Origin of the sequence: Kribbella sp. VKM Ac-2568, from assembly GCF_004345365.1 — a bacterium.
GTDB classification, from domain to species: domain Bacteria; phylum Actinomycetota; class Actinomycetes; order Propionibacteriales; family Kribbellaceae; genus Kribbella; species Kribbella orskensis.
Window position 1 is genome coordinate 53,799 of record NZ_SLVF01000023.1, and the last position, 18,807, is coordinate 72,605.

The window sequence follows — 18,807 nt, forward strand, 5'->3', positions numbered from 1 at the left end:
GATCCGGACACCACCAAGGCCCTCAGTGACCCAGCGAACGCTGCCCTGGCCGGGAACAGCCCGCCCGGCAGCGGATCCGTTACCTGGCGCTGATCGACGGTTGCGCTCCTCGACTCGGACAGTCCGTAGATGACCAGTCCTGCTCGCAACATCACGTGATCCATATGCACGAAATCCATCACAGGCACTCAACGACAACACCGGCTGGGGCGCCGCAATACACTTCCCGGCTCGCCATCACGACTGAGCTGCCCGTGTGCTCCCCTGCTCGTCGACCACTCGCTCGATACCTCATCCCCTCCGCACGGCCGCATGCCGTACGCCGCAACCAAACGCCCGCTCGCCCACACCGACGCGAGGCGAAGGAATCCGCGTAGGCGCGCCAGCCGATCGCCACCAACGCATCCGCGACTCGTAGGAGCAGTATGTCGACGGCACGTGGAAACTGACCCCTAGGCGGCAGGGTGGTTTCTACTGACGGTTGCAACACTTCGTCCTGGATCCGGAGGTTGTGTTGTCGTCTCGTCGTGTGAAGATGGGGCCGGGGCGTAGGCCGCAGTCGGCCAAGCGTCAGCGGTTCGTGGAGTTGCGTGATCGTGGCTGGAGCATCCTGGCCGCGGCCCGCGAGGTGGGTATCTCGAGAACCACCGGGAACAACTGGTCGCGCGGTTACAAGACGTACCGCAAGGGCCAGGTCGTCGGCTTCGTTGCTCCGCTCGACCGGCTCGCGGTGCGGCAGGTCAGCTCACGATTCCTTTCCGAGGAGGAGCGGATCGAGATCGCGGACCTGCGCCAGGCAGGTTGCGGCGTCCGAAAGATAGCGGATCGTCTGGGCCGGGCACCGTCGACGATCTCGCGTGAACTGCGCCGCAACGCGCACGCGGGCGGTAGTTATCGGCCGTTCGATGCGCACCGTCAGGCGACGCTCGCCGGGCCCGCCGGCATCGTCGTCGCCTCGACACCAACCCCGAGCTGCATGCCGTGGTGGGAGAGTTGCTGTCGCAGCGGTGGAGCCCGCAGCAGGTCAGCCGGCAGCTTCGGCTGCGCCATCCGGAGCAGCCGGCGTGTGGTTGTGTCACGAGAGCATCTACCAGGCCGTCTATCAGCCCGGGACCACGCTATTGCGGCCGCCGCGAGTGGCACCGCAGCATCGTTCGCCGCTGCGCACCGGGCGGGATCACCGGCGAGCCCATCAAAAGACCGAGCGCCGCCGACCCCGCTTCGAGCAGCCCATGCTGTCGATCCACGACAGGCCCTTCCCGCCCGAAGACCGGAGCGAGGCCGGCCACTGGGAAGGAGACCTCATCATCGGCCAAGACCAGGCCTCAGCCATCGGGACCCTGATCGAGCGGTCCACCAGGACCATCCGGCTGTTGCATCTTCGGCAACGCGACAGCGATGCCCTGCACGCCGCGTTGCAGGCGCGCATGAGCGATCTGCCACCAGCGCTGCTGCGGTCGATCACGTGGGACCAGGGAACCGAGATGGCCCGCCACACCGCCATCGCCGCGACGCTCGGAGCGCCGATCTACTTCTGCGACTCCCACTCACCCTGGCAACGCGGCTCGAACGAGAACGCCAACGGACTCCTGCGTCAGTACTTCCCCAAAGGAACCGATCTCAGCATTCACTCTCCAGCGCACCTGCGGGCCGTCGAGAACGAGATCAACCCACCGGCCCCGTCACGTCCTCGGAGACCGCTCGCCTGCCGAGTTGTTCACAGCGCTGCTAGCCTCGGCGACGCACCGCGTGTTGCGACGTTGACTAGAACCCGCCCTGCCGTCGACACGCAGCCGGCCTTTCCATGGATCGCTGTTGCCGTGTTCGCTGCTGCAGGTGCAGGGGAGGCCGTCTGGTATCTGACGGATCGAAGAGGCAAGAGACAGTGACTCCTGTGAGCGGTCCTGGGAGAAGAGCGGCTGGTACTTCTCGATCACCGGCGCAGGACATGTCGTGTGTGCTGGTACGGCGGAGCGGAGCAGGGCGAAAGCCGGAACGGCGAGGACTGCCACTCCGATCGATCTGACCACCATCGGCACCCTGCGGCCGTAGCGTTCGACGACGAATGCCGCGGGATGACGAGAAGCCCGTGGGTCGCAGCTGTTGCACCCGCGACGACAATCATCGTCCGCGCCGGCAGATGTAGCACATGGGTGCCGAAGGAGACGCTGAAGGTCGTGATCAGGAACCAGGTCGAAAGCCTGGCCATCAAAGACGGGCCGAGCAGCCCCGCCAGACCCCCCCGGCCACGGCATGCTGTGGAACTACAACACCCTCGACGATCTCCGACTGGGCTAGCCCGCGTAGTGATGCGGTAACCCAACAAACAAAGGGATCCCGGCTCCCTCGGCTACGGTTGAAATATGACGGTCCACCGGCTCATCTCCACAACTTTCGCAGCCGCAGCCATCGCCGGCTCGGCCTTCGCGACGACTCTGCGACCACCTCTCGCTGAAGGTGGAGGCCGCACCAGCCAGTCGCAGCCACGATTCCCGACGTACGATCTCTGCTATGCAGTCAGCGACCGACGCAGGACCAGCTAAAGCGGTCGCTTGGATCATTCGCTGGGTGTGTCGCAAGTCTCCGCAGCGTGGCAGTATGCGCGGGTGGGGAGCAACAGAACGCATTGGAAAGACTGGATTGCGGTCGCGATTACGGCGCTGACCCTCGTATCGATCGGCCTGACTACCAACTACGCATCCGCGGCCGTGCCAGGCTGGCTCGAGCGGCGGCCATATCTCCCCTGGGCCGCACTCGGTCTGCTGGTGGTTGTGCAGGTTCTGCGCGAAATCAGGGCGATCCGTCGTGACCGTGATGCTGCGCTCAAGGTCGCAGCCGAGCAGGCGGCAGCTGATGAGGCTGCATGGCTGCGGTCAATCGCGCGCTGCGTGAAGATCTGGCCCCTTCAACGATTCGACCAGATCGATCCGTTCGATTCGCTCGGAGTAGCGAGCTCACTGAGCCAAGGTCCGAGCAGCACGGAGTACGTACAACGAGATGTCGATCGGCCGGCTCGTGAGCACCTTCGAGCTCGTGGGTTATTGCTGATTGTCGGAGCGCCCGCGAGCGGGGCAACCCGAACGGCCTACGAGACGGCATTGGCGGAGCCTCTCGCCCGTTCGGCGCTGATCCCTATCGCTCCCGACGGCCTACGCCAGGCAGTCGACGACCTCGATGTCCTTTCACGATTGGCAGACTCGGATCGATTGGTGTTGTGGCTTGACGACGTAGACCGGTTCTGTCCCGACGGATTGAGCGTTCGGCTGCTGCGTGAACTCCGCGAGCGGTCACCTGGCCTCCGGGTGGTGGCAACGATCTCGTCTACGCGGTACCCGACGTGGGTGACAGAGGAGCGCGAGTTGTCCCGTGAGTTCGGCACGCCGGTGGCATTGGAGCGCCTGCTGTCGCCCGCAGAACTCGCCCAGGCTGCAGCCATCTACCCCGACTTTGACTTCGCCGAGGGAGTCGGCCCGGCGTTCACCGCCTTAGGCTCATTGCTGGAACGGCTGGCAGGAGGGGACAGCCACTGCCCCTTCGAGCCGGCTGGCGGCGACTGCTCCATGGCTCGAGCCGTTGTCGATGTCGCAACCGGCTGGGCAGGAACTGGAACACCGCGGCCGCTGTCTGCCGACACTCTCGTGATGCTTGCCCAGCAGCGAATGAGCAGACCAGGCGAGCCCGACAAGGCCCACCTGGATCACGTACTGAAGTGGGCGGCTGCACCAGTAGTGGCCGGCCTATCGCTCTTGTCGACGACATCGCTCGAAGGGCAGGAACTCACAGTCTCTGCGAATCGCGACGTCGCGGATCTGCGCAACGACGAGTCTGTTCCTTCCGTTGACGTGTGGACGGCTGCTCTTGACCAAGCTCACAAAGCAACGGACTCCGAGGCTGTTGGGCGCATCGGCTATCACGCGCACATCCTTCAGCTATCGGCCGTTGCCGCCCAGGCATGGGCGCTCGTCAGCGATATCGACGAGGACGGGGCCGCTTACATCCACTTAGCCATAGAGTTCAGTGCAATTCGTAGAGACTACGCTGCTCTGATCCCACTGTATGAGCGTCAGCTAGCGTTGGCCGAGGCCTCTCCCACCCGAGTCCCACTGACTGTCGCAAGGCTCCTCACGCAACTCGGCCATACCTGGCAAGAAGCCGGCAACTCTGCCACTGCACGAGAGTTGCTCGAACTCGCGTTGGCGATCTACGAGGAGGAACCCGGCCTGCACGACGTCAAGGTCGCTCGGACGATAGGCATCCTCGGCAGCACTTGGATCGATTCTGATGCCGCCAAGGCCCAGGAACTACTCGAGCGGTCTGTCGCAATTTGCGAGCAGCAACTCGGCCCAGACGACTTGAATGTCGCCAGAACCCTTATGCAGCTTGGAAATGCTTTGCTGAGCGCAGAGGAGCCTTTGAAGGCACGCACGATACTTGAGCGGGCGCTCGCAATCTACGAGCAAGACCGCGAACCGGAGAACAGCAATCTTGCGCCTACGTTGGGCAGCCTGGGCCTCGCCTGGCTCCAGTCCGGGAACCCGGCAAAGGCGAGAGACTTGTTCGAGCGCTCCTTAGCCCTGTTCGAGCAAGAGCTCGGTAGGCATCATCTCGACCTCGGGCCGGCCCTCGACAATCTCGGGACTGCATGGAGAGAACTGGGCGACCTTGCGAAGGCTCGCCAGTTCGCTGAGCGTGCGCTGGCCGTCTACCGCAAGAACCTCGCTCCAGACCACCTTAAGGTCGCAAGAGCACTTGGCAATCTCGGTGTCATCCGCACGTTGGCTGGCGAGACCACCGCGGCGCGGGAGCTACTTGAGCGCACCCTTGCAATTCTCGAGCGGCAGCTCAGTGCAGACCACCTCTCAGTCGGCACTGCGCTCGCTGATCTGGGCACCGGGTGGCTCAGGGCTGACCCCGGCAAAGCTCGTGCCTTCCTTGAGCGTGCCCTTCCGATCTTCGAGCGGAAACTTGGCCCGAATCACCTAAAAGTGGCTGCCACACTCACCAATCTCGGCACGGCATGGCACCTCGTCGGTCAACCCGCGAAGGCCCGAAAGCACCTGCAGCGTGCCCTCCTGATCTGTACGCGAGTACTCGGCCCCAAACACCCCCGGACCGTCATGGTGGCAGCGAACCTTCGCCGTATTGATCCAGACCTGGCCATCCTTTCTGACGGCCACGCTCTTAGTCCGCCACCCCGTTCTGACGGCTAGAGGTGCGTAGGCAGCCGCCTCGTCCGACAGCCAGGGGCTAGCTGTCGGGCGAGCGTGATCTTGGCCGGGGCAGGTCCCGGCGGGCCGAGGTCGAACGTCAGCGCAGCTTGGCTGTCAAGAGGTCGACCGGGGTGATTGTCGGGAACGTGGCGAACAGTTCGTCTGCGCGGCGACGATTCCGTCCTTCACCTTGCCCTGGAGGTGAGCCTCGCCGCCCTCCTCGGTTTCGAACGCGTCGAAGATGCGGAACGAACGCGGGCCGAGGCGGAACGAGAACCAGGCGATCGTCTCTGGTTCGGCGTCCACCAGTTCCTTGGCCTCGGTCAGGAAACTTAGCAACCGCCTCCTCCTGACCTTCCTTGGCCTCGAACTCCACGAAGAACCCGTATGCCACCATGCTGTTTCTCCTCCTAGGTCAACTTGTTGAGTCAAACCTAGGTGGCCGGATCTACCTGGGTGACACTGTTCCGGCCAACGTCGGCACAGATCGCGACCGATCTCCGATACGGCTGTTCCGGGAGGCCGAAACACCCTTACCCATAGGGGAACCGTCGGTGCGTGCGACCCTACGGCGGAACATGACACGGTAGGCACCGGCCAGCGCGCCAACGTGCCGGTCGAAGTTGCGGCGCAGCGTCTCGGAGGTGCCGAAGCCCACCATCGCTGCGATTTCGCCGACCGGGAAGTCCGTTGTCTCCAGCAACGACTTCGCCTGGTTGACCCGCTCCTGGCTGATCCAGTCGAAGACACTCATCCCAGTCGTCTGCCGGAACTTGCGGACCAGGCTGCGCTCACTCACGTGCTGCTGGCTCGCAAGCTGAGCCAGCGTGAGCGGCTCGTGCACATGCTCGCGGAGCCATTCCAGGAACTCCTCGTTCGCGGACGGATCGTCGAACGCAACGACTACTTGCCTGCCCGCCATTTCCCAGTGGACGGCAGGCGACTGTTGGCAGCAAACGCATCGTGTCGCTCGTAGGATCGGTCATGCACCTCAACTATCAGGAGGCTTCTGTGCTGTCGCTTTCGATCGATCACTTCTTGACTCAGGACCCATCAGATTCCGCGGAACTCGTGTACCACTACACCTCGCGTGAGTCGCTAAAGGCCATCCTCGAGACGGGCACTATTCGGCTCAATACACTCACCGGCGTCAACGACCCGCGAGAACGCAAGAAGTGGACGGCAGACAATCTCTCAGCCCCGTCAGGCGACATGACCGGCGGATACTTCAACACGCAACTCGAAGTGGACGAAGAGATCGACCGCTATCTTCGACAAGGCGCACGGATCGCATGCTTTACCTCTGAGCGCCAACCGAGTCCCCGTTCCGTGGCCGGCACCTACTTCCATCGCGGTTGGGCACGGCCGCGCATGTGGGCGCAGTACGGGCAGCATCACCGTGGAGCGGTCCTTGCCTTCGACAAAGAAGCACTTGCCGGTGAACTCTCGAACTGGGCACTTAGAGAAGGCGATACCGCCAGTCCCGGTCCGGTGGAATACTTTGACCGCCGTCTCCAAATCCCGCTATCAGGCGCGTTTGAATCACTCACCGCTGTGCGGGCGGCGCTAGACGAGGTGACGTCGAGCAGTTCAGCGCTCCATGACCTGTACTTCACGAAGAACTGCGACTGGTCAAGCGAGTCCGAATTCAGACTCGTTCTCACACTTGGGGTCGCGTCGGCATTAGAGGCCGGTGAACGCCCTCTCTATCTTCCGTACCGCAACAGTCTGCGCGCAGTCGTTCTCGGAGAGCTGTGGGATGGGGCAGACTGGCTGCGGAGCAACCTCAATCTTCGTCGGATCGGCGCGGATGACGTACTCCGGTGCGATTGGGACAACGGCGAGCCGGTACTGCGGAGCTATCAACTGCGGTAGTAGTAGGCGTCGGACATCGCAATGGTTACGTGCCTGGGAGATGGCGTACTCGACACGCCGCCTTACGTTCCACTGACCTAGAGCAAGTCGACTATCCAATCCCTCCCACTAGTCGATCGATCGCGCTAGCATTCAGCCGCATGTGGGGCTGGAGGCGTGATCAGCGCGAACTGATCGAGTTGATGCATCGCGCGATTGCGGCCAGTCAGACCGCTACCGCCGCGGCCGACCAAGCTGCGGCCGCGGCACGCCGAACCACTGCTGCGACCGAGACATTGCATGCCGACCTGGTCGTCGTTCGCGAACGACGACAGCGTTTGAGGACATAGTCGCCCTTCCAAGCTAGTGACGCGGTCACGGCTACGCCGAGCCGGCTGCATCACGGCCGGAGCGATCGAGTGCTCGGCTGTGCCTACGCGAGAGGTCGGCCATACTCGTCAGCATGCAACTGGACCGAGGCACGATCGTCCATCCCGATTGGCCTCGCTGGGCCACCCAGCCGACGGCCGATGACACAGACGCGGTTTGGATCGCCGACGAGTCGGGAACGTCCGGAGAGAACCTGGTTGATCGCGACTTTGTGGTCGCACACGCTGCGGTCCGAGTGGACGACTGGACCGCCGAGCCGATCCTTGAACACTTGAAGGAAAGGGTGGGCGCAACTGAGGCTGCAGAGGCGAAATTCTCACAGTTCGCCAAGGATGCCGGACTTGAGGCACTGGCCGAGACCTTTGGCCCGGGTGGTGCCCTGGATGGTCTTGTGACCATCGTGGTCGCTGACAAGCCCTTTGTCATTGTGGCCAAGATCGTCGACCTCATCGTCGAAGAATGGGCCCACGAGCGGGGAGTGAACCTCTACGCCGGCGGAAACGCGCGGCAGATGGCGCTGACGTTGAGCCGGAAGGGTCCCCGGGTACTCGGCGAACTGTGGGACCCTCTGATGGCGGCCTTCGTGTCACTCGCTCGGACTAAGCAGCGTAAGGGAGCCAAGGAGACCGTCGCCTCCTTCTATGCGAGGTTGGGCGAGGCTCGCCGGCAATGCTGGCATAGGGACGTCGGCCACGTGCTCGATGTGTTACTCGAAAGCAAGAGGCACGCTGAGGCCTTGGTGCGCTTCGTCGCTGACGAGACCACAGTGGTTGCAACGATGGACCCGATGGGATTCCTCCTAGGAGACAACCTCGCCATCGCTCATCACAAGCATGGTCCGATTCGCGTTCTGCACGACGAACAGAACATCCTGACCCACGCCTTCGTTGAGGGGGTGCTGATGGGTGTCGCAGCCAGCCATGTCACGTTCGGCCGCGACGGCGCTCCACCGGTACTAGCCGACTTCTGTGTCGGCCACTCCAGGAACCACCACTCGATTCAGCTAGCCGATTTAGCAGCCTCGTCAGGACGAGTCATCGTTGAGGCCCACCTCGGCAAATCCAGCCGGGCAGCAGATGTACTACGCGAAGTGGTGTCCCCTTCGATAGTCCACGGCGTGCTGCGTGACGGTGACGTCTTCTGGGCCGATCAATCAAAATGATCCACCCACATCGGCGGCGTCGCCCTGCACAGCGCCTTCGACGCGATCGAGTATCACCGCGCCGCAGACGGCAACCGGTTGTGAACCGGTGACCGCGAAAGACCTTTGACCAACTACTGCCACGCTCCCTATACCTTCGGCGGTACCGGCATCTCGCGAATGTGGATCCGCCTCTACTCCCCCGGCAAACTCACGGACCCGATCCAGGCCCGCGCCGACGCCGCGGCCGGCCGCGACGGTAGCGGCCTCCCCGGCATCGGCCTCGGAGATCCCATGCTTCTACCGCAGTCTGGATACTGATCCCAGCTCCCGATGAACGCCCGCTCGGCGACCAGCGGCATCTGTCGTGATCGACGGCAGGTCTGGGCCAGCGCGGAACTAAGCCGACAGATTTGCAGACGATATCGATGATGGTTCCGGACCGAGCGGTGACGAACCTGCTATTCCTGGCGCCGCTAGTCGTCGCGGAACACGATGAGCTGCGATGGGTCAAGGTGCGCGAACCGGTGCGCCGCAGATGGGTCGAGCAACCGGTCGACCTTGACTTTGATAGCAGTTCCGCCCAACCGCATCGTGACGACTGAGTAGTCACCGTGGAAGGTCTGCCCAATTACCTCGGCCGGCACGACGTTCGTCGCGCCGGCCGAGGGCTTGTCTATGAGTTTGATCGCGCTGGTACGGATGAAGGCGGTCGCGCGATCGCCGGCCGCGACGGGGGATCTGGTTGTCAGGTACAGGCGTGGTCCGTCATCGACCGCGAGTGCAAGCGTTTGGTCGTCGGCGGTGACGACGGTTCCGGACAGACGGTTCGTAGCGCCGAGGAATTCCGCCGCGAACTTCGTCGCCGGCGCCGCCCAGAGCTCGGGCGGCCGGCCGGTCTGCTCGATGCGTCCCTCGTTCATGAGGACGACCCGATGCGACATGCCGAGTGCCTCCTCTTGATCGTGGGTTACCCAGATCGAGGTGAGCCCGAGCTGCCGGTGTAGGTCTAGGATCTCGAGGCGCAGGTCATCTCGCAGCTGCGTGTCGAGGTTGCTCAGCGGCTCGTCGAAGAGCACGACCTTCGGTCGGGGGGCGAGCGCGCGGGCAAGCGCGACGCGCTGCTGCTGACCGCCGCTCAGCTGCGAGATCCGCTTGTCGCGGTGCTCCCACAGCCGCACGCTGCGCAGCGCCCTCTCCACCTCATCCGCGACTTCGACGCGGGACCGGCGCGCGCCCTGCAGACCAAACGCAACGTTGCGGAATACGTCCATGTGCGGCCAGAGCGCGTAGTCCTGGAACACCATTCCGATGCCCCGTCGCTCAGGAGCAACGGCGACACCGCGGCTACCCATCGTCCCGTCGGCGAACAGCACAGTGCCGTCCAATTCGATTCGCCCGTGATCCGGCGCCTCGAGCCCCGCGATGCAGCGCAGGGTCGTCGTCTTGCCGCAGCCGCTCGGGCCGAGAAGGCTGATCAACTCGCCCTGCCCGACCTCGAGGTCTACTCGGTGGACTCCCGCCGTCCGCGCTTGGTGCGTGAAGGTCTTGCCGATGTTCGAAATGGTCAGCAGCTCCATAGGCGGCTTCCTCGCTCTTGCCTGGTGATCACAGTCTCGAACCCCGGCGGCTCAGTGCCGTTGCTCCCGCGACGAGCGCGAGGATCAGGGCGACGTAGAGGACGCATAGCGCGAAGAGTTGAGCGAACTGCCCCTGGTAGCTCAGGCTCCAGATCGCTACCGGGATCACTGGCTCGCCCGGCGGGTAGAGCACGAGTGATGCCGAGATCTCCTTCATTGCCTGATAGAGCACGAGGGTCGCGCCCGCGACGATGCCGGGCAGGATCAGCGGTACGACGATGCGGAGTCCAACTCTCGACCGGGTCGCCCCCGACATCCGTCCCGCCTCCTCGAGAACCGGGTCAAGCTGTTGGAACGCGGTGACTGCAGCCCGCATCGCGTAAGGCAGCAGCAGTGCGGCATAGGCGGCCAGGAGGATCCACTTGGTCCCGTAGAAGACGCCGCTCGTGCTCACCCAGGTCCAGACCAGTGCGACCGCGAACACCATGTGCGGTACCGCGAGCGGCGAGAATGCCAGGTTGTTGACGAGCCGACCCAGCCGCCCGCGACGCCGGACCACAACGTAGGCGAGCATCGCCGATAACACGGCGCACGCCGCCGCCGCGAGGAACGACAGCAGCACACTGTTGACGATCGAGGCGAGTGCTCCCGGGTAGCGGGCCATGAGGGCGTAGTTCTCAAGAGTCCACCCGGAACTGAACGTGGTCGACACGTACGGCTGCAACGACCCGACAGCGAGCACCGCGACCGGCAGCACAACGGCGATCAGCGCATAGCCGACGCACAGCGCGAGCCCAAGCCACCGAAGCGGTCGGACGGCAGTTGGCGCGTCCATGCGATGCCGGGCGCCGATCGTGGCGAGATCGCGATGTACTAACCCGCGGACGATCACACTGAGCCCGAGGAGACTGATCGTGGCGAGTGCGATGCCGAGCACCGCCGCGCGGCCGGTGTCGAGGGCGCCCTTCGTCGTGAGCTCGACGATTCGCAACGCCACGACGTCAATATGCGCCCTGATGCCAAGCACGCCGACCACGGCGAAGTCGGCAAGGCAGTTGATGAAGACAATGAGTGCCGACGACAGGATGGCCGGCCGGATCGCGGGAAGCAGGATCCGGCGCACTACCCTGAATCGGCCGGCGCCGAGCAACCGACCCGCTTCCTCCATGGATGGGTTGACCGACAGCAGCGCCGGCCGCAGGTAGAGGAACACCACCGGAATACTGTAGATCGACAACACGCCGACTACTCCGCCCCACGAATAGATGTCGATCGGCGGCAGACCGAGCGCAGTGAGCGGCGCATTGAGGTACCCCGACCGCGGCGCGAGCAGAAGGGCCCAGGCGATCGCCCCAACGAACGCGGGGATGTAGGCGGGGACGATGGCGATCGATTCGAACAAGCGGGCCCATGGCACGTTCCACCTAGTGAGTGCGATCGCGAGCGCCGCGCCTACCGCGAGCGAGATCACTGTCACGGTGGTGGCAAGCGCCAGGCTGTTCGCAACGAGCTCCAGGAAGTCGCCCGTCCACAGCACGTCGTAGTTCTGCAGTGTCCATGTGCCTGCTTGGCCAGGCGGCGCCGACTGGAACGAGCCGATGACCAGGAAGGTCATCGGCATCATGATCAAAGGCACAAGCAGGGTGGCAGGGATCCACGCCGCTGCCCGGCCTAGCCGGGCAGTCCGGTTACTCGTTGAACGCCTCCTCGAGGAAGGGCACCATCTTGACCTGCGCGTCAACGAGGTCTTGCGGATCGGGTAGGGCGAAGAACACTCCGTCGTCAATGCTGGGTCGGCCCGTCGGAGCGGCCGGAATGCCGGGGAAGGTGCTGAGTTTCCCGGTGCCCGTCGACAAGAGTGCCGCGGCCTCCTTTGTGATGAGGAACTTCAGGAATTCCTCCGCCGCCTTGGGATGGGCGGCATCCTCGACCAGCCCGTTGTACTTCTGCGAGAACGTAGTGCCCTTCGGTGGGTACACGAACGCGAGCGGCGCGCCCTTCGCGATCTGCTGCCAGACCGCGTTGTCGTTGGAGATCCCGCCGAGCTGGTTGCCGACGATCACGTCGCTCACCCCCTGGCCGCTGCTGCCGGAGATCACCGGCTCATTCGCGCCCAGCTCAGTGAGGAACTTCTCGCCTAGGGACGGTTCCTGCGCGATCTGGTAATAGCCCTCGATCGAGCTGTCGTTCGTCGAGATCGGGATAGAGAACTTGCCCGTCCAGTACGGGTCGAGGAAAGACCTGAAGTCGGTCGGTGCGTGCTCCTTGTCGACGAGGTCGGTGTTGTAGAACACTCCCCACGATGACGCCTGGTTCGAGAACCAGCTCCCGCTCTTGCCGACGAATACAGGGTTCTGCTCGGGCAGGGCGTCCGCCACGCTGGTCGGGAGCTGGGCGAGTACGCCGGCCGCCTCAAGTTTGAGCACGTTCGGTGCCCCGGCGAACGAAATGACGTCGGCCGTGGCGACGTCGCTCGCCTTCTCCGATACCAGACGCGGCGCAACGAACTCCGTAGCGAGTAGGACCACCTTGATCCCGGTCTGCTTGGTGAACACCTGGATCACGGGGTCCACCTCCTGTGCGTCGTCGTCGGTGTACCAGGTGAGTGTGCCCTCGGTCTCGGGCGCGTCGTCCGCGCGCCCAGCCGGTGCAGTAGACGAGCACGCCACCAGGGTCGCCGTCAACGCAATCGCTACGATCATCTGAATTCTCCGGCCCGGCCGCACAGACATACTGGTTCTCCCTCGGGTGGGGTTGCGTCGGGGTGCTCAAGCAGTCGTGCGCAGTCCGAGGTGCTCGCGAAGCGTCGACCCGGTGTAGTCGGTGCGGAAAAGGCCGCGGCGCTGCAGCTCGGGTACGAGCTCGTCGCGGATCAGCCGGAGTGTGAAGGGATTGATCGAGGCGCCGAGCACGAACCCGTCGCAGGCACCCGTCCTGAACCACTCCTCCATTACGTCGGCGACCTGCGTCGCGGTGCCGATCAGCGCGGCGTTCCCGACCGACGGGACTACGCGTTCGTACAGCTGCCGGATCGTAAGGTGCTCGGCCTTCGCGATGGCGTCGAGCTGTCCGCGGATCGAATTACCGCCGACGACCGGGCCAGCGAGGTCGGGCATCGGGCCGTCGATCGGGTACCCGCTGAGGTCTTCGGAGACGGCCTTGGCGAGGAAGTCGACGCCAAGGCCGGGGTCGATGAGCGCGTTGAGTTCGTGGTACAGGGCGGTCGACTCGTCTTCGGTGCGGCCGAGGTAGATCGCGACCGAGACGATGATTCGCAGCTGGTCAGGGTCGCCGCCGAGCTCGGCACGGCGGCGTTTTAGGTCGGTGGTGAATTCGCGGGCCGCTTCGACGTTCGCCGCAGCCGCGAAAATACAGTCCGCGTGGCGGGCGGCAAGCCGCCGTCCGCCTTCAGATTGACCGGCGTGGAAGAGTACCGGACGTCCCTGCGGCGACCTGGCCACGTTCAGCGGCCCCTTCACTGACAGGTGTTCGCCCTTGTAGTCCGCCGTCCGGACCTTCGACGAGTCAAGGTATTGTCCGGTGTCTTTGCGCTCGACGAACGCGTCCGGTTCCCAGCTATTCCAGAGGGCGGTGCAGGCCTCGACGAACTCCTCGGCGCGCGCGTACCGCTCCTCCCGGTTGGGGTGATGCTCGAGCCCGAAGTTCTGTGAGTCGCCTGGGTTCGACCCGGTGACAACGTTCCACGCCGCTCGGCCGTTCGACAGGTGGTCGAGCGAGGCATAGCGACGCGCCACGGACCACGGCGACTCATAGGTCGTCGACGCAGTGCTGACCAGTCCGATGTGCTCGGTGTGTTGCGATATCGCCGCCATGAGGGTGACCGGGTCGAATACGGCGGGCCGTGCGGAGGGGGTGTTGGCCTCGAAGAGACCGATCTTGTCCATGTTCCGCACAGCGTTGCCGTCGGCGATGAAGAGGGCGTCCATCTTCGCTTGCTCGGCCATCTTCGCAACTTCGACAAGCACATCCAGTCGCATGGTGGTGCGCTCCCAGGCAAGGCCGTGACGCCAACCGGCGGCGTGGTAGCTGTTGCCCATCAGCCAGGTCATGAGGTGCATCATCTTGGGAGGGTGTGACACATTCTTAGTCTGGCCGAGCGGCGTCCTCCAGGTAACGAAACGCCGTGCGTGCGTTGGATAATTCTTCAATCGATCGATGCATCCAATAGGAAAGGGAACCACGTGAGCACACCCGTAGCCGATGCGCTTCGAGTGCCGAACCGAGTTCGAGACACGTTGCGCCGCGGTGAAGTCGCGACCGTGCTCTCGATAAGGCTCGTACGCACGCCCGAGATTGTGCTTCTCGCGCGCGCCGCTGGATTCGACGGAGTGTTCGTCGATCTGGAGCACAGCACGATCGCCACGGACGCGGTCTCGGGGATCTGCCTGGCAGCGCTGACTGCCGGGATCACGCCGCTCGTGCACGTGCGGTCGGCGTACTCCGAGAGCATCGGGCCGTGCCTCGACGGCGGCGCGCTCGGGATCATCGTGCCGCACGTGGACTCCGGCGAGGAGGGTATGACCGCGGTCATGGCGGCCCGCTACGCGCCGCGCGGCAACCGGGGAATTTCGTCCGCGCTGCCCTTCTTCGACTTTCGTGCTGTGCCGTCGGGCGCTGCCACCGCCGCCGTCGACGACGCAACGCTCATCGTCGCGATGATCGAATCGCGGGAAGCGCTCGACCGAATCGATGAGATCGCAGCGGTCGACGGCATCGACGTGCTGATGATCGGCGCGAATGACCTCACCGCCGACCTCGGTGTGCCCGGCGAGTACGGGGGTGATCTGGCGCAGGCGGCGTTCCGGCGGGTGATAGGCGCGGCAGAGTCGGCGGGCCGCTTCGCCGGTGTCGGCGGTGTTCCGGTCGAGAGCGGGAACCTACACGATCTCATCCAGGCGGGCGCAAGGTTTGTCTCTGCGGGCATCGACCTCCGTCACCTCGGACGTGCCATTACGTCCTGGAACGATCAGGTGCGCACCGGCGGCTAACGAAACGGGCGGAGATGTCGAGGTTCCTTCTCACGGTGGGTGAGCGGTTCGAACTCGACGCGTAATCGCTCAAGTTCGGTATGCGGTCGAACCTCGCTAGCCGACTTCGAGGATCGAGCTCTCCGAGGCCATCGATTGCGGAAGGAACTCGGGATCCGGGTGTCGGTGAATACGGACGTCAACGCAGAAGACGCACTGTTGGCGAATCTGCGACGGACGCAAATCTGGCGGTGACAGAAGCCAGCCGGCCTCTCAAACTGCCGAGCTCGGCCCTCGGTACCCAGTGTCTATCGTCCTCATGCGGATCCGGCGTCGACCTCTCATTGTTTCGGCGGCGCGCTTGAAGCTGGCGACAGCGCCGGTTCGTAAGGCGTATTCGCGGACGGCTCACTGACTTCGGCATGCGATGGACCGCCGTTGTGAACCTCGATGAGCCCTCAGCCATGCCAAGGCTGGAGCGGCTCAACACCGTACTCGGTCCCGCATCCGCGCAGCCTGAGCTCCCGGGACCTTGCCGACGAGCACCAGGGGGATGAACCGCAGCGGATGAGTCGGCACTGCCATCACTAGCCCTCACACTTGCCCCGTATCGCCAGATGTGCCGATCGGTCTCACGAGCTCTCTGCGGCGCACGATCTGAAGTACGTTCTAGCGTGTGGTAGATCCCATCGACATTCAACTGATCGCCTTGGGCGACCAAGCCGCTCCCGACGCTCGCCTCGCGGTCATCTGGGCGTCCTATCAAGCCGAGACCGGAATACGGCTCAGCGACCCTCCAAGCCAACCAGACAAGGAGAATGTCGCCTCCTGGCTAATTGAACGCGAGATACACGGAGACCTCACACTGGCGATGAGAGTACGCAGGCTAGTGCACACCATCTCCCCGCGCGCCGATGAGAAGGTGAACTCGCTGGCGCAACTTTCGTGCTTGGGTTGCGTGTCTGCTCCGCCGTTCGGCGATCGGATCTCCTTCGCGATCCGCGTTCGGCCCTTCACTATGCAGACCAACCCCGGTATCGGAGGACGCCTCAAGGCCGCGATCACCAACGACCTGACCAAGCGCCGCCTCATCAACAGCAACTGGAGCGGCGCAGTCTGCATCACGATCGTGATGCTGCTCGCCAAAGATGACTCCGACAAGGATGTCGACAACTCGGTCAAGGGAGTCTTGGACGCCTTGCAGGGTGTCGTCTATACCAACGACTCCCAGATCCAACATCTCAGCAGCCACAAGTTGCGTCATCAGGGCTCAGATCGGTACTACCGGGTGGACGCGCGGCAGGTACATCCTCACACCGCCGATATCATCGACCAGCGCTCACTGGCGAGATGAGGAGAGCGAGTGACCCCACGTCAGTCGGCATCGAGAGATGCCTTGATTCGATTCATCACGGGGACCGTGCGATCGCCTGATGCGAGTCTCGTCTCGGCCATCTCGAAGGGGGCATCTTCACGGACGGCCTGCAACACAGCAGCGTAGCGACTGTCTGCGGTCAGGAAGCAGTCGCAGTCAACAAGGTACGCGCTGTGCTGCTCATCAGACGGATTCCCAGGAGTGACTTTCTTGGTCGACTGCAAGATGCTGACTGCCCAGCGGATCCAGTTCCTCTGCATCGAATTCATATCAACCTCGTAGGCCCAGAATCTGAGGAAGTCCGATCGCGACTTCCGGACCGCGCCCAGGTCCACGTAGGCACCGACCCAATCGGCCGAGGTGGTGTCTTCCTTCGTCAGAACTGCGCGGCCAGCTACGGTCGTTAGTTGATGCCAGTAGAGCTCGAACGATGACATCCGCCACGCTTCTATGGGTTCGTCGGGCCAACCGTCCGCCTCTCGACCGAACCCAGCAGTCCCCTCATTGACGATCAGGGCTGTCAGTGGCCGGAGGGCAAAGTTCGTTTGCAGCAGTTGGCGCCTCTGATCCCGCTGATGTTCAGTCAGGTACTCATGCACTGGCCGCCTACCAACCTCGTGGGCGTAAATCCGCTGGGAATCCTCGAGGGCTCTCCGCCAAACTCGCTTGGTCCAGAAGGCATTCAACGACGCGACTCTTGCCGAATCTGGCATTCTGCGCATCCACTGCGGTCTGAGACGCTGGATCTCTGCCACCAATTCTGCGGACTCCGACTGCGCCTCTGTCTGCAGCCTCCTGCGCGGGCCGATCGCGAGAGCGCGCACGATAGGATCACGCAACTCACGAACCGAGAGCCGGCAAACCTCCACGAGGATGCTTGGCGGAACCAACACTTCCAGCCCAGCCCGGCGGATGAGGTCGTCGAACTCAGCCACCACGCCCTCGTCGCCGATGTCAGACCACAGGTTGGTGTCGAGGATCAGTCGCATCGCCACAGGATGACGGACTGTCCGCCTCGGCCACAATGACGAGGTCTAGCATGCATGTGCAGGTGCCGGAATTCGGTCGCCAGCAGCGTTGCCGACCACCCTAGCGAATCCGCTTCAGCCTCTGCTACTGCCGCGCGGCCGAAACGCCGTCCATGGCGGCGTATGGCCCGCCTCGACTAGGACACATGTCAGAGCACTGGGTCTGGCACTAGCTGGGACCGCCCCACGTTCAAGTGTTGAGCTCCAGGCGTGTCGTTAAGGTGCGTGTTCCTCCTCGGACGCACACCATCCACACGCGGCGCAGGCGTGATAGGCACTCGGCAACCCGCATTCGATGAACGTAGTCCACCAGAAGCCGCAGCGTCTGGTTCAACTGAGCAAGATCCTTTCGGTTCGCCCGATCCAGCACCCGGCCGATGACATCTAGGTGATCGGTCATCGCTCGAATCTCCTTCGGCGTCAGCTGTTGGCGGATACCAAATAGCCGCGAGACCCGCTTCAGCTGCACGCTTCTCTGCGACCGCAGCCGGCCTCATCGCGCTGACGGGCGGCAAGCCGAGTCAAAATCATGCTGGACGTGCTGGCCGACTCTTCGTCGCTAGGAGCGGCGGTCGAGGTGGTGAGCAAGCTCGACGACGGGGTCGGCCGCCTGCTCGACCCAAACGGCGTTGTGCTGCGCATGCACAACAGCTACGACGCGCCGGGTCCTGATGCTGCCAACCCGCTGACCATTGGGTACTTCGCGGTCGTACGCGTCGCAGATGCGAAATTCGGCAAGACGCGGCTGGGCGTCGTCAAGAGCCGACTCCGCTATGAGGGCTGGCCGCTGGACGGTTTCGACTACCGTCGGCTCCTCGGCAGTCGCCAAGAGTGTGACAGCTGGATCTTCCCCGACCGCCAGGCGTTGCTGAACGAAGCCAACGGCGGAAGATTCACGACGATGCCAATGGCCTTGAGGACGTGCGGAAACAGCTGCTCGCGGCGATCTTTTGACGTCGCTCGACGTCACGGACGCCGATCCGTGGATCATCGCCGACAAGGCCAAGGCGCAGTTGACGCAGCTCGACGGTCTGACCGATGGTGCCGCGCCCTAGCCCACGCTCGAAGTCGACTCGAGGGAGTCCCGCTTCGATCGCGACGAGGCTGCCAGCCGCCGATCCCGCTCCAGGGCTCTTGAACTGACAACTGATGTGATGAAGGAGCGGGGCCTCCGCTCCTCGTGGGTCCCCCGGCGGATGCTGGGGTTGCTCGCGTTTCACGACGAAGGAGGCCCCTGATGG

At 63.8% G+C, this 18,807-nt stretch carries 13 protein-coding genes and 2 pseudogenes; 7 read left to right on the forward strand and 8 right to left on the reverse strand.

The window, feature by feature from the left end:
- Nucleotides 1-535 precede the first annotated feature (535 nt).
- The 3 genes and pseudogenes from EV648_RS45500 to EV648_RS41110 form a co-directional block, all read left to right on the forward strand.
- A pseudogene (locus EV648_RS45500) lies at nucleotides 536-664 on the forward strand (helix-turn-helix domain-containing protein); the annotation flags it as partial.
- A gap of 66 nt (nucleotides 665-730) precedes the next feature.
- Nucleotides 731-1,764: pseudogene (locus EV648_RS41105) on the forward strand (IS30 family transposase).
- A gap of 788 nt (nucleotides 1,765-2,552) precedes the next feature.
- Nucleotides 2,553-5,210 (forward strand): tetratricopeptide repeat protein, encoded by a 2,658-nt coding sequence (locus tag EV648_RS41110; RefSeq protein WP_132301696.1) that lies wholly within the window; start codon nucleotides 2,553-2,555, stop codon nucleotides 5,208-5,210.
- Between the two features lie 114 nt (nucleotides 5,211-5,324).
- Here the strand turns inward: EV648_RS41110 and EV648_RS41115 are convergent, their stop codons facing one another.
- Both EV648_RS41115 and EV648_RS41120 read right to left on the reverse strand, forming a co-directional pair.
- Nucleotides 5,325-5,549, reverse strand: a complete 225-nt coding sequence (locus EV648_RS41115; RefSeq protein ID WP_199235132.1) for a hypothetical protein — start codon at nucleotides 5,547-5,549, stop codon at nucleotides 5,325-5,327.
- A 109-nt stretch (nucleotides 5,550-5,658) separates the two neighbouring features.
- Nucleotides 5,659-6,132, reverse strand: coding sequence for a helix-turn-helix domain-containing protein (locus tag EV648_RS41120; RefSeq protein ID WP_132301698.1), 474 nt, complete (start codon nucleotides 6,130-6,132; stop codon nucleotides 5,659-5,661).
- Nucleotides 6,133-6,194: 62 nt separating this feature from the next.
- Here EV648_RS41120 and EV648_RS41125 point away from each other — a divergent pair, with 62 nt between their 5' ends.
- Entirely contained in the window at nucleotides 6,195-7,085 is an 891-nt protein-coding gene (locus EV648_RS41125; protein WP_132301700.1) for a DUF2971 domain-containing protein, read from the forward strand.
- A gap of 442 nt (nucleotides 7,086-7,527) precedes the next feature.
- The gene (locus EV648_RS41130; protein WP_132301702.1) at nucleotides 7,528-8,616 is read left to right on the forward strand and encodes a hypothetical protein; all 1,089 of its coding nucleotides are present in this window, start codon (nucleotides 7,528-7,530) and stop codon (nucleotides 8,614-8,616) included.
- Between the two features lie 455 nt (nucleotides 8,617-9,071).
- Here EV648_RS41130 and EV648_RS41135 read toward each other — a convergent pair whose 3' ends face one another.
- From EV648_RS41135 to EV648_RS41150, 4 genes are all read right to left on the reverse strand, one after another.
- A complete protein-coding gene (locus EV648_RS41135; RefSeq protein WP_132301704.1) occupies nucleotides 9,072-10,175 on the reverse strand; it encodes an ABC transporter ATP-binding protein in 1,104 nt (367 codons plus the stop codon).
- 28 nt (nucleotides 10,176-10,203) lie between these two features.
- The gene (locus EV648_RS41140) at nucleotides 10,204-11,790 is read right to left on the reverse strand and encodes an iron ABC transporter permease (RefSeq protein WP_158294221.1); all 1,587 of its coding nucleotides are present in this window, start codon (nucleotides 11,788-11,790) and stop codon (nucleotides 10,204-10,206) included.
- Nucleotides 11,791-11,863: 73 nt separating this feature from the next.
- The gene (locus tag EV648_RS41145; protein ID WP_158294222.1) at nucleotides 11,864-12,877 is read right to left on the reverse strand and encodes an ABC transporter substrate-binding protein; all 1,014 of its coding nucleotides are present in this window, start codon (nucleotides 12,875-12,877) and stop codon (nucleotides 11,864-11,866) included.
- Between the two features lie 66 nt (nucleotides 12,878-12,943).
- Nucleotides 12,944-14,545 (reverse strand): LLM class flavin-dependent oxidoreductase, encoded by a 1,602-nt coding sequence (locus EV648_RS41150; protein ID WP_132301710.1) that lies wholly within the window; start codon nucleotides 14,543-14,545, stop codon nucleotides 12,944-12,946.
- Here EV648_RS41150 and EV648_RS41155 point away from each other — a divergent pair.
- Complete coding sequence (locus EV648_RS41155; RefSeq protein WP_158294223.1) at nucleotides 14,525-15,184, forward strand: HpcH/HpaI aldolase/citrate lyase family protein; 660 nt, start codon at nucleotides 14,525-14,527, stop codon at nucleotides 15,182-15,184. The two genes, EV648_RS41150 and EV648_RS41155, sit on opposite strands and share 21 nt — an antisense overlap.
- A 655-nt stretch (nucleotides 15,185-15,839) precedes the next feature.
- Nucleotides 15,840-16,517, forward strand: a complete 678-nt coding sequence (locus EV648_RS41160) for a RusA family crossover junction endodeoxyribonuclease (protein WP_132301714.1) — start codon at nucleotides 15,840-15,842, stop codon at nucleotides 16,515-16,517.
- A 20-nt stretch (nucleotides 16,518-16,537) separates the two neighbouring features.
- Here EV648_RS41160 and EV648_RS41165 read toward each other — a convergent pair whose 3' ends face one another.
- Both EV648_RS41165 and EV648_RS41170 read right to left on the reverse strand, forming a co-directional pair.
- Entirely contained in the window at nucleotides 16,538-17,527 is a 990-nt protein-coding gene (locus EV648_RS41165) for a hypothetical protein (RefSeq protein WP_132301716.1), read from the reverse strand.
- 229 nt (nucleotides 17,528-17,756) lie between these two features.
- Entirely contained in the window at nucleotides 17,757-18,035 is a 279-nt protein-coding gene (locus tag EV648_RS41170; protein ID WP_132301718.1) for a hypothetical protein, read from the reverse strand.
- Nucleotides 18,036-18,807 lie beyond the last annotated feature (772 nt).

Bases quoted from the DNA above. Each gene is read 5' to 3' on its own strand.
- EV648_RS41120 (WP_132301698.1), bottom strand. From the start codon at position 6,132: ATGGCGGGCAGGCAAGTAGTCGTTGCGTTCGACGATCCGTCCGCGAAC.
- EV648_RS41125 (WP_132301700.1), top strand. From the start codon at position 6,195: ATGCACCTCAACTATCAGGAGGCTTCTGTGCTGTCGCTTTCGATCGAT.
- EV648_RS41130 (WP_132301702.1), top strand. From the start codon at position 7,528: ATGCAACTGGACCGAGGCACGATCGTCCATCCCGATTGGCCTCGCTGG.
- EV648_RS41135 (WP_132301704.1), bottom strand. From the start codon at position 10,175: ATGGAGCTGCTGACCATTTCGAACATCGGCAAGACCTTCACGCACCAA.
- EV648_RS41140 (WP_158294221.1), bottom strand. From the start codon at position 11,790: ATGACCTTCCTGGTCATCGGCTCGTTCCAGTCGGCGCCGCCTGGCCAA.
- EV648_RS41165 (WP_132301716.1), bottom strand. From the start codon at position 17,527: ATGCGACTGATCCTCGACACCAACCTGTGGTCTGACATCGGCGACGAG.
- EV648_RS41145 (WP_158294222.1), bottom strand. From the start codon at position 12,877: ATGATCGTAGCGATTGCGTTGACGGCGACCCTGGTGGCGTGCTCGTCT.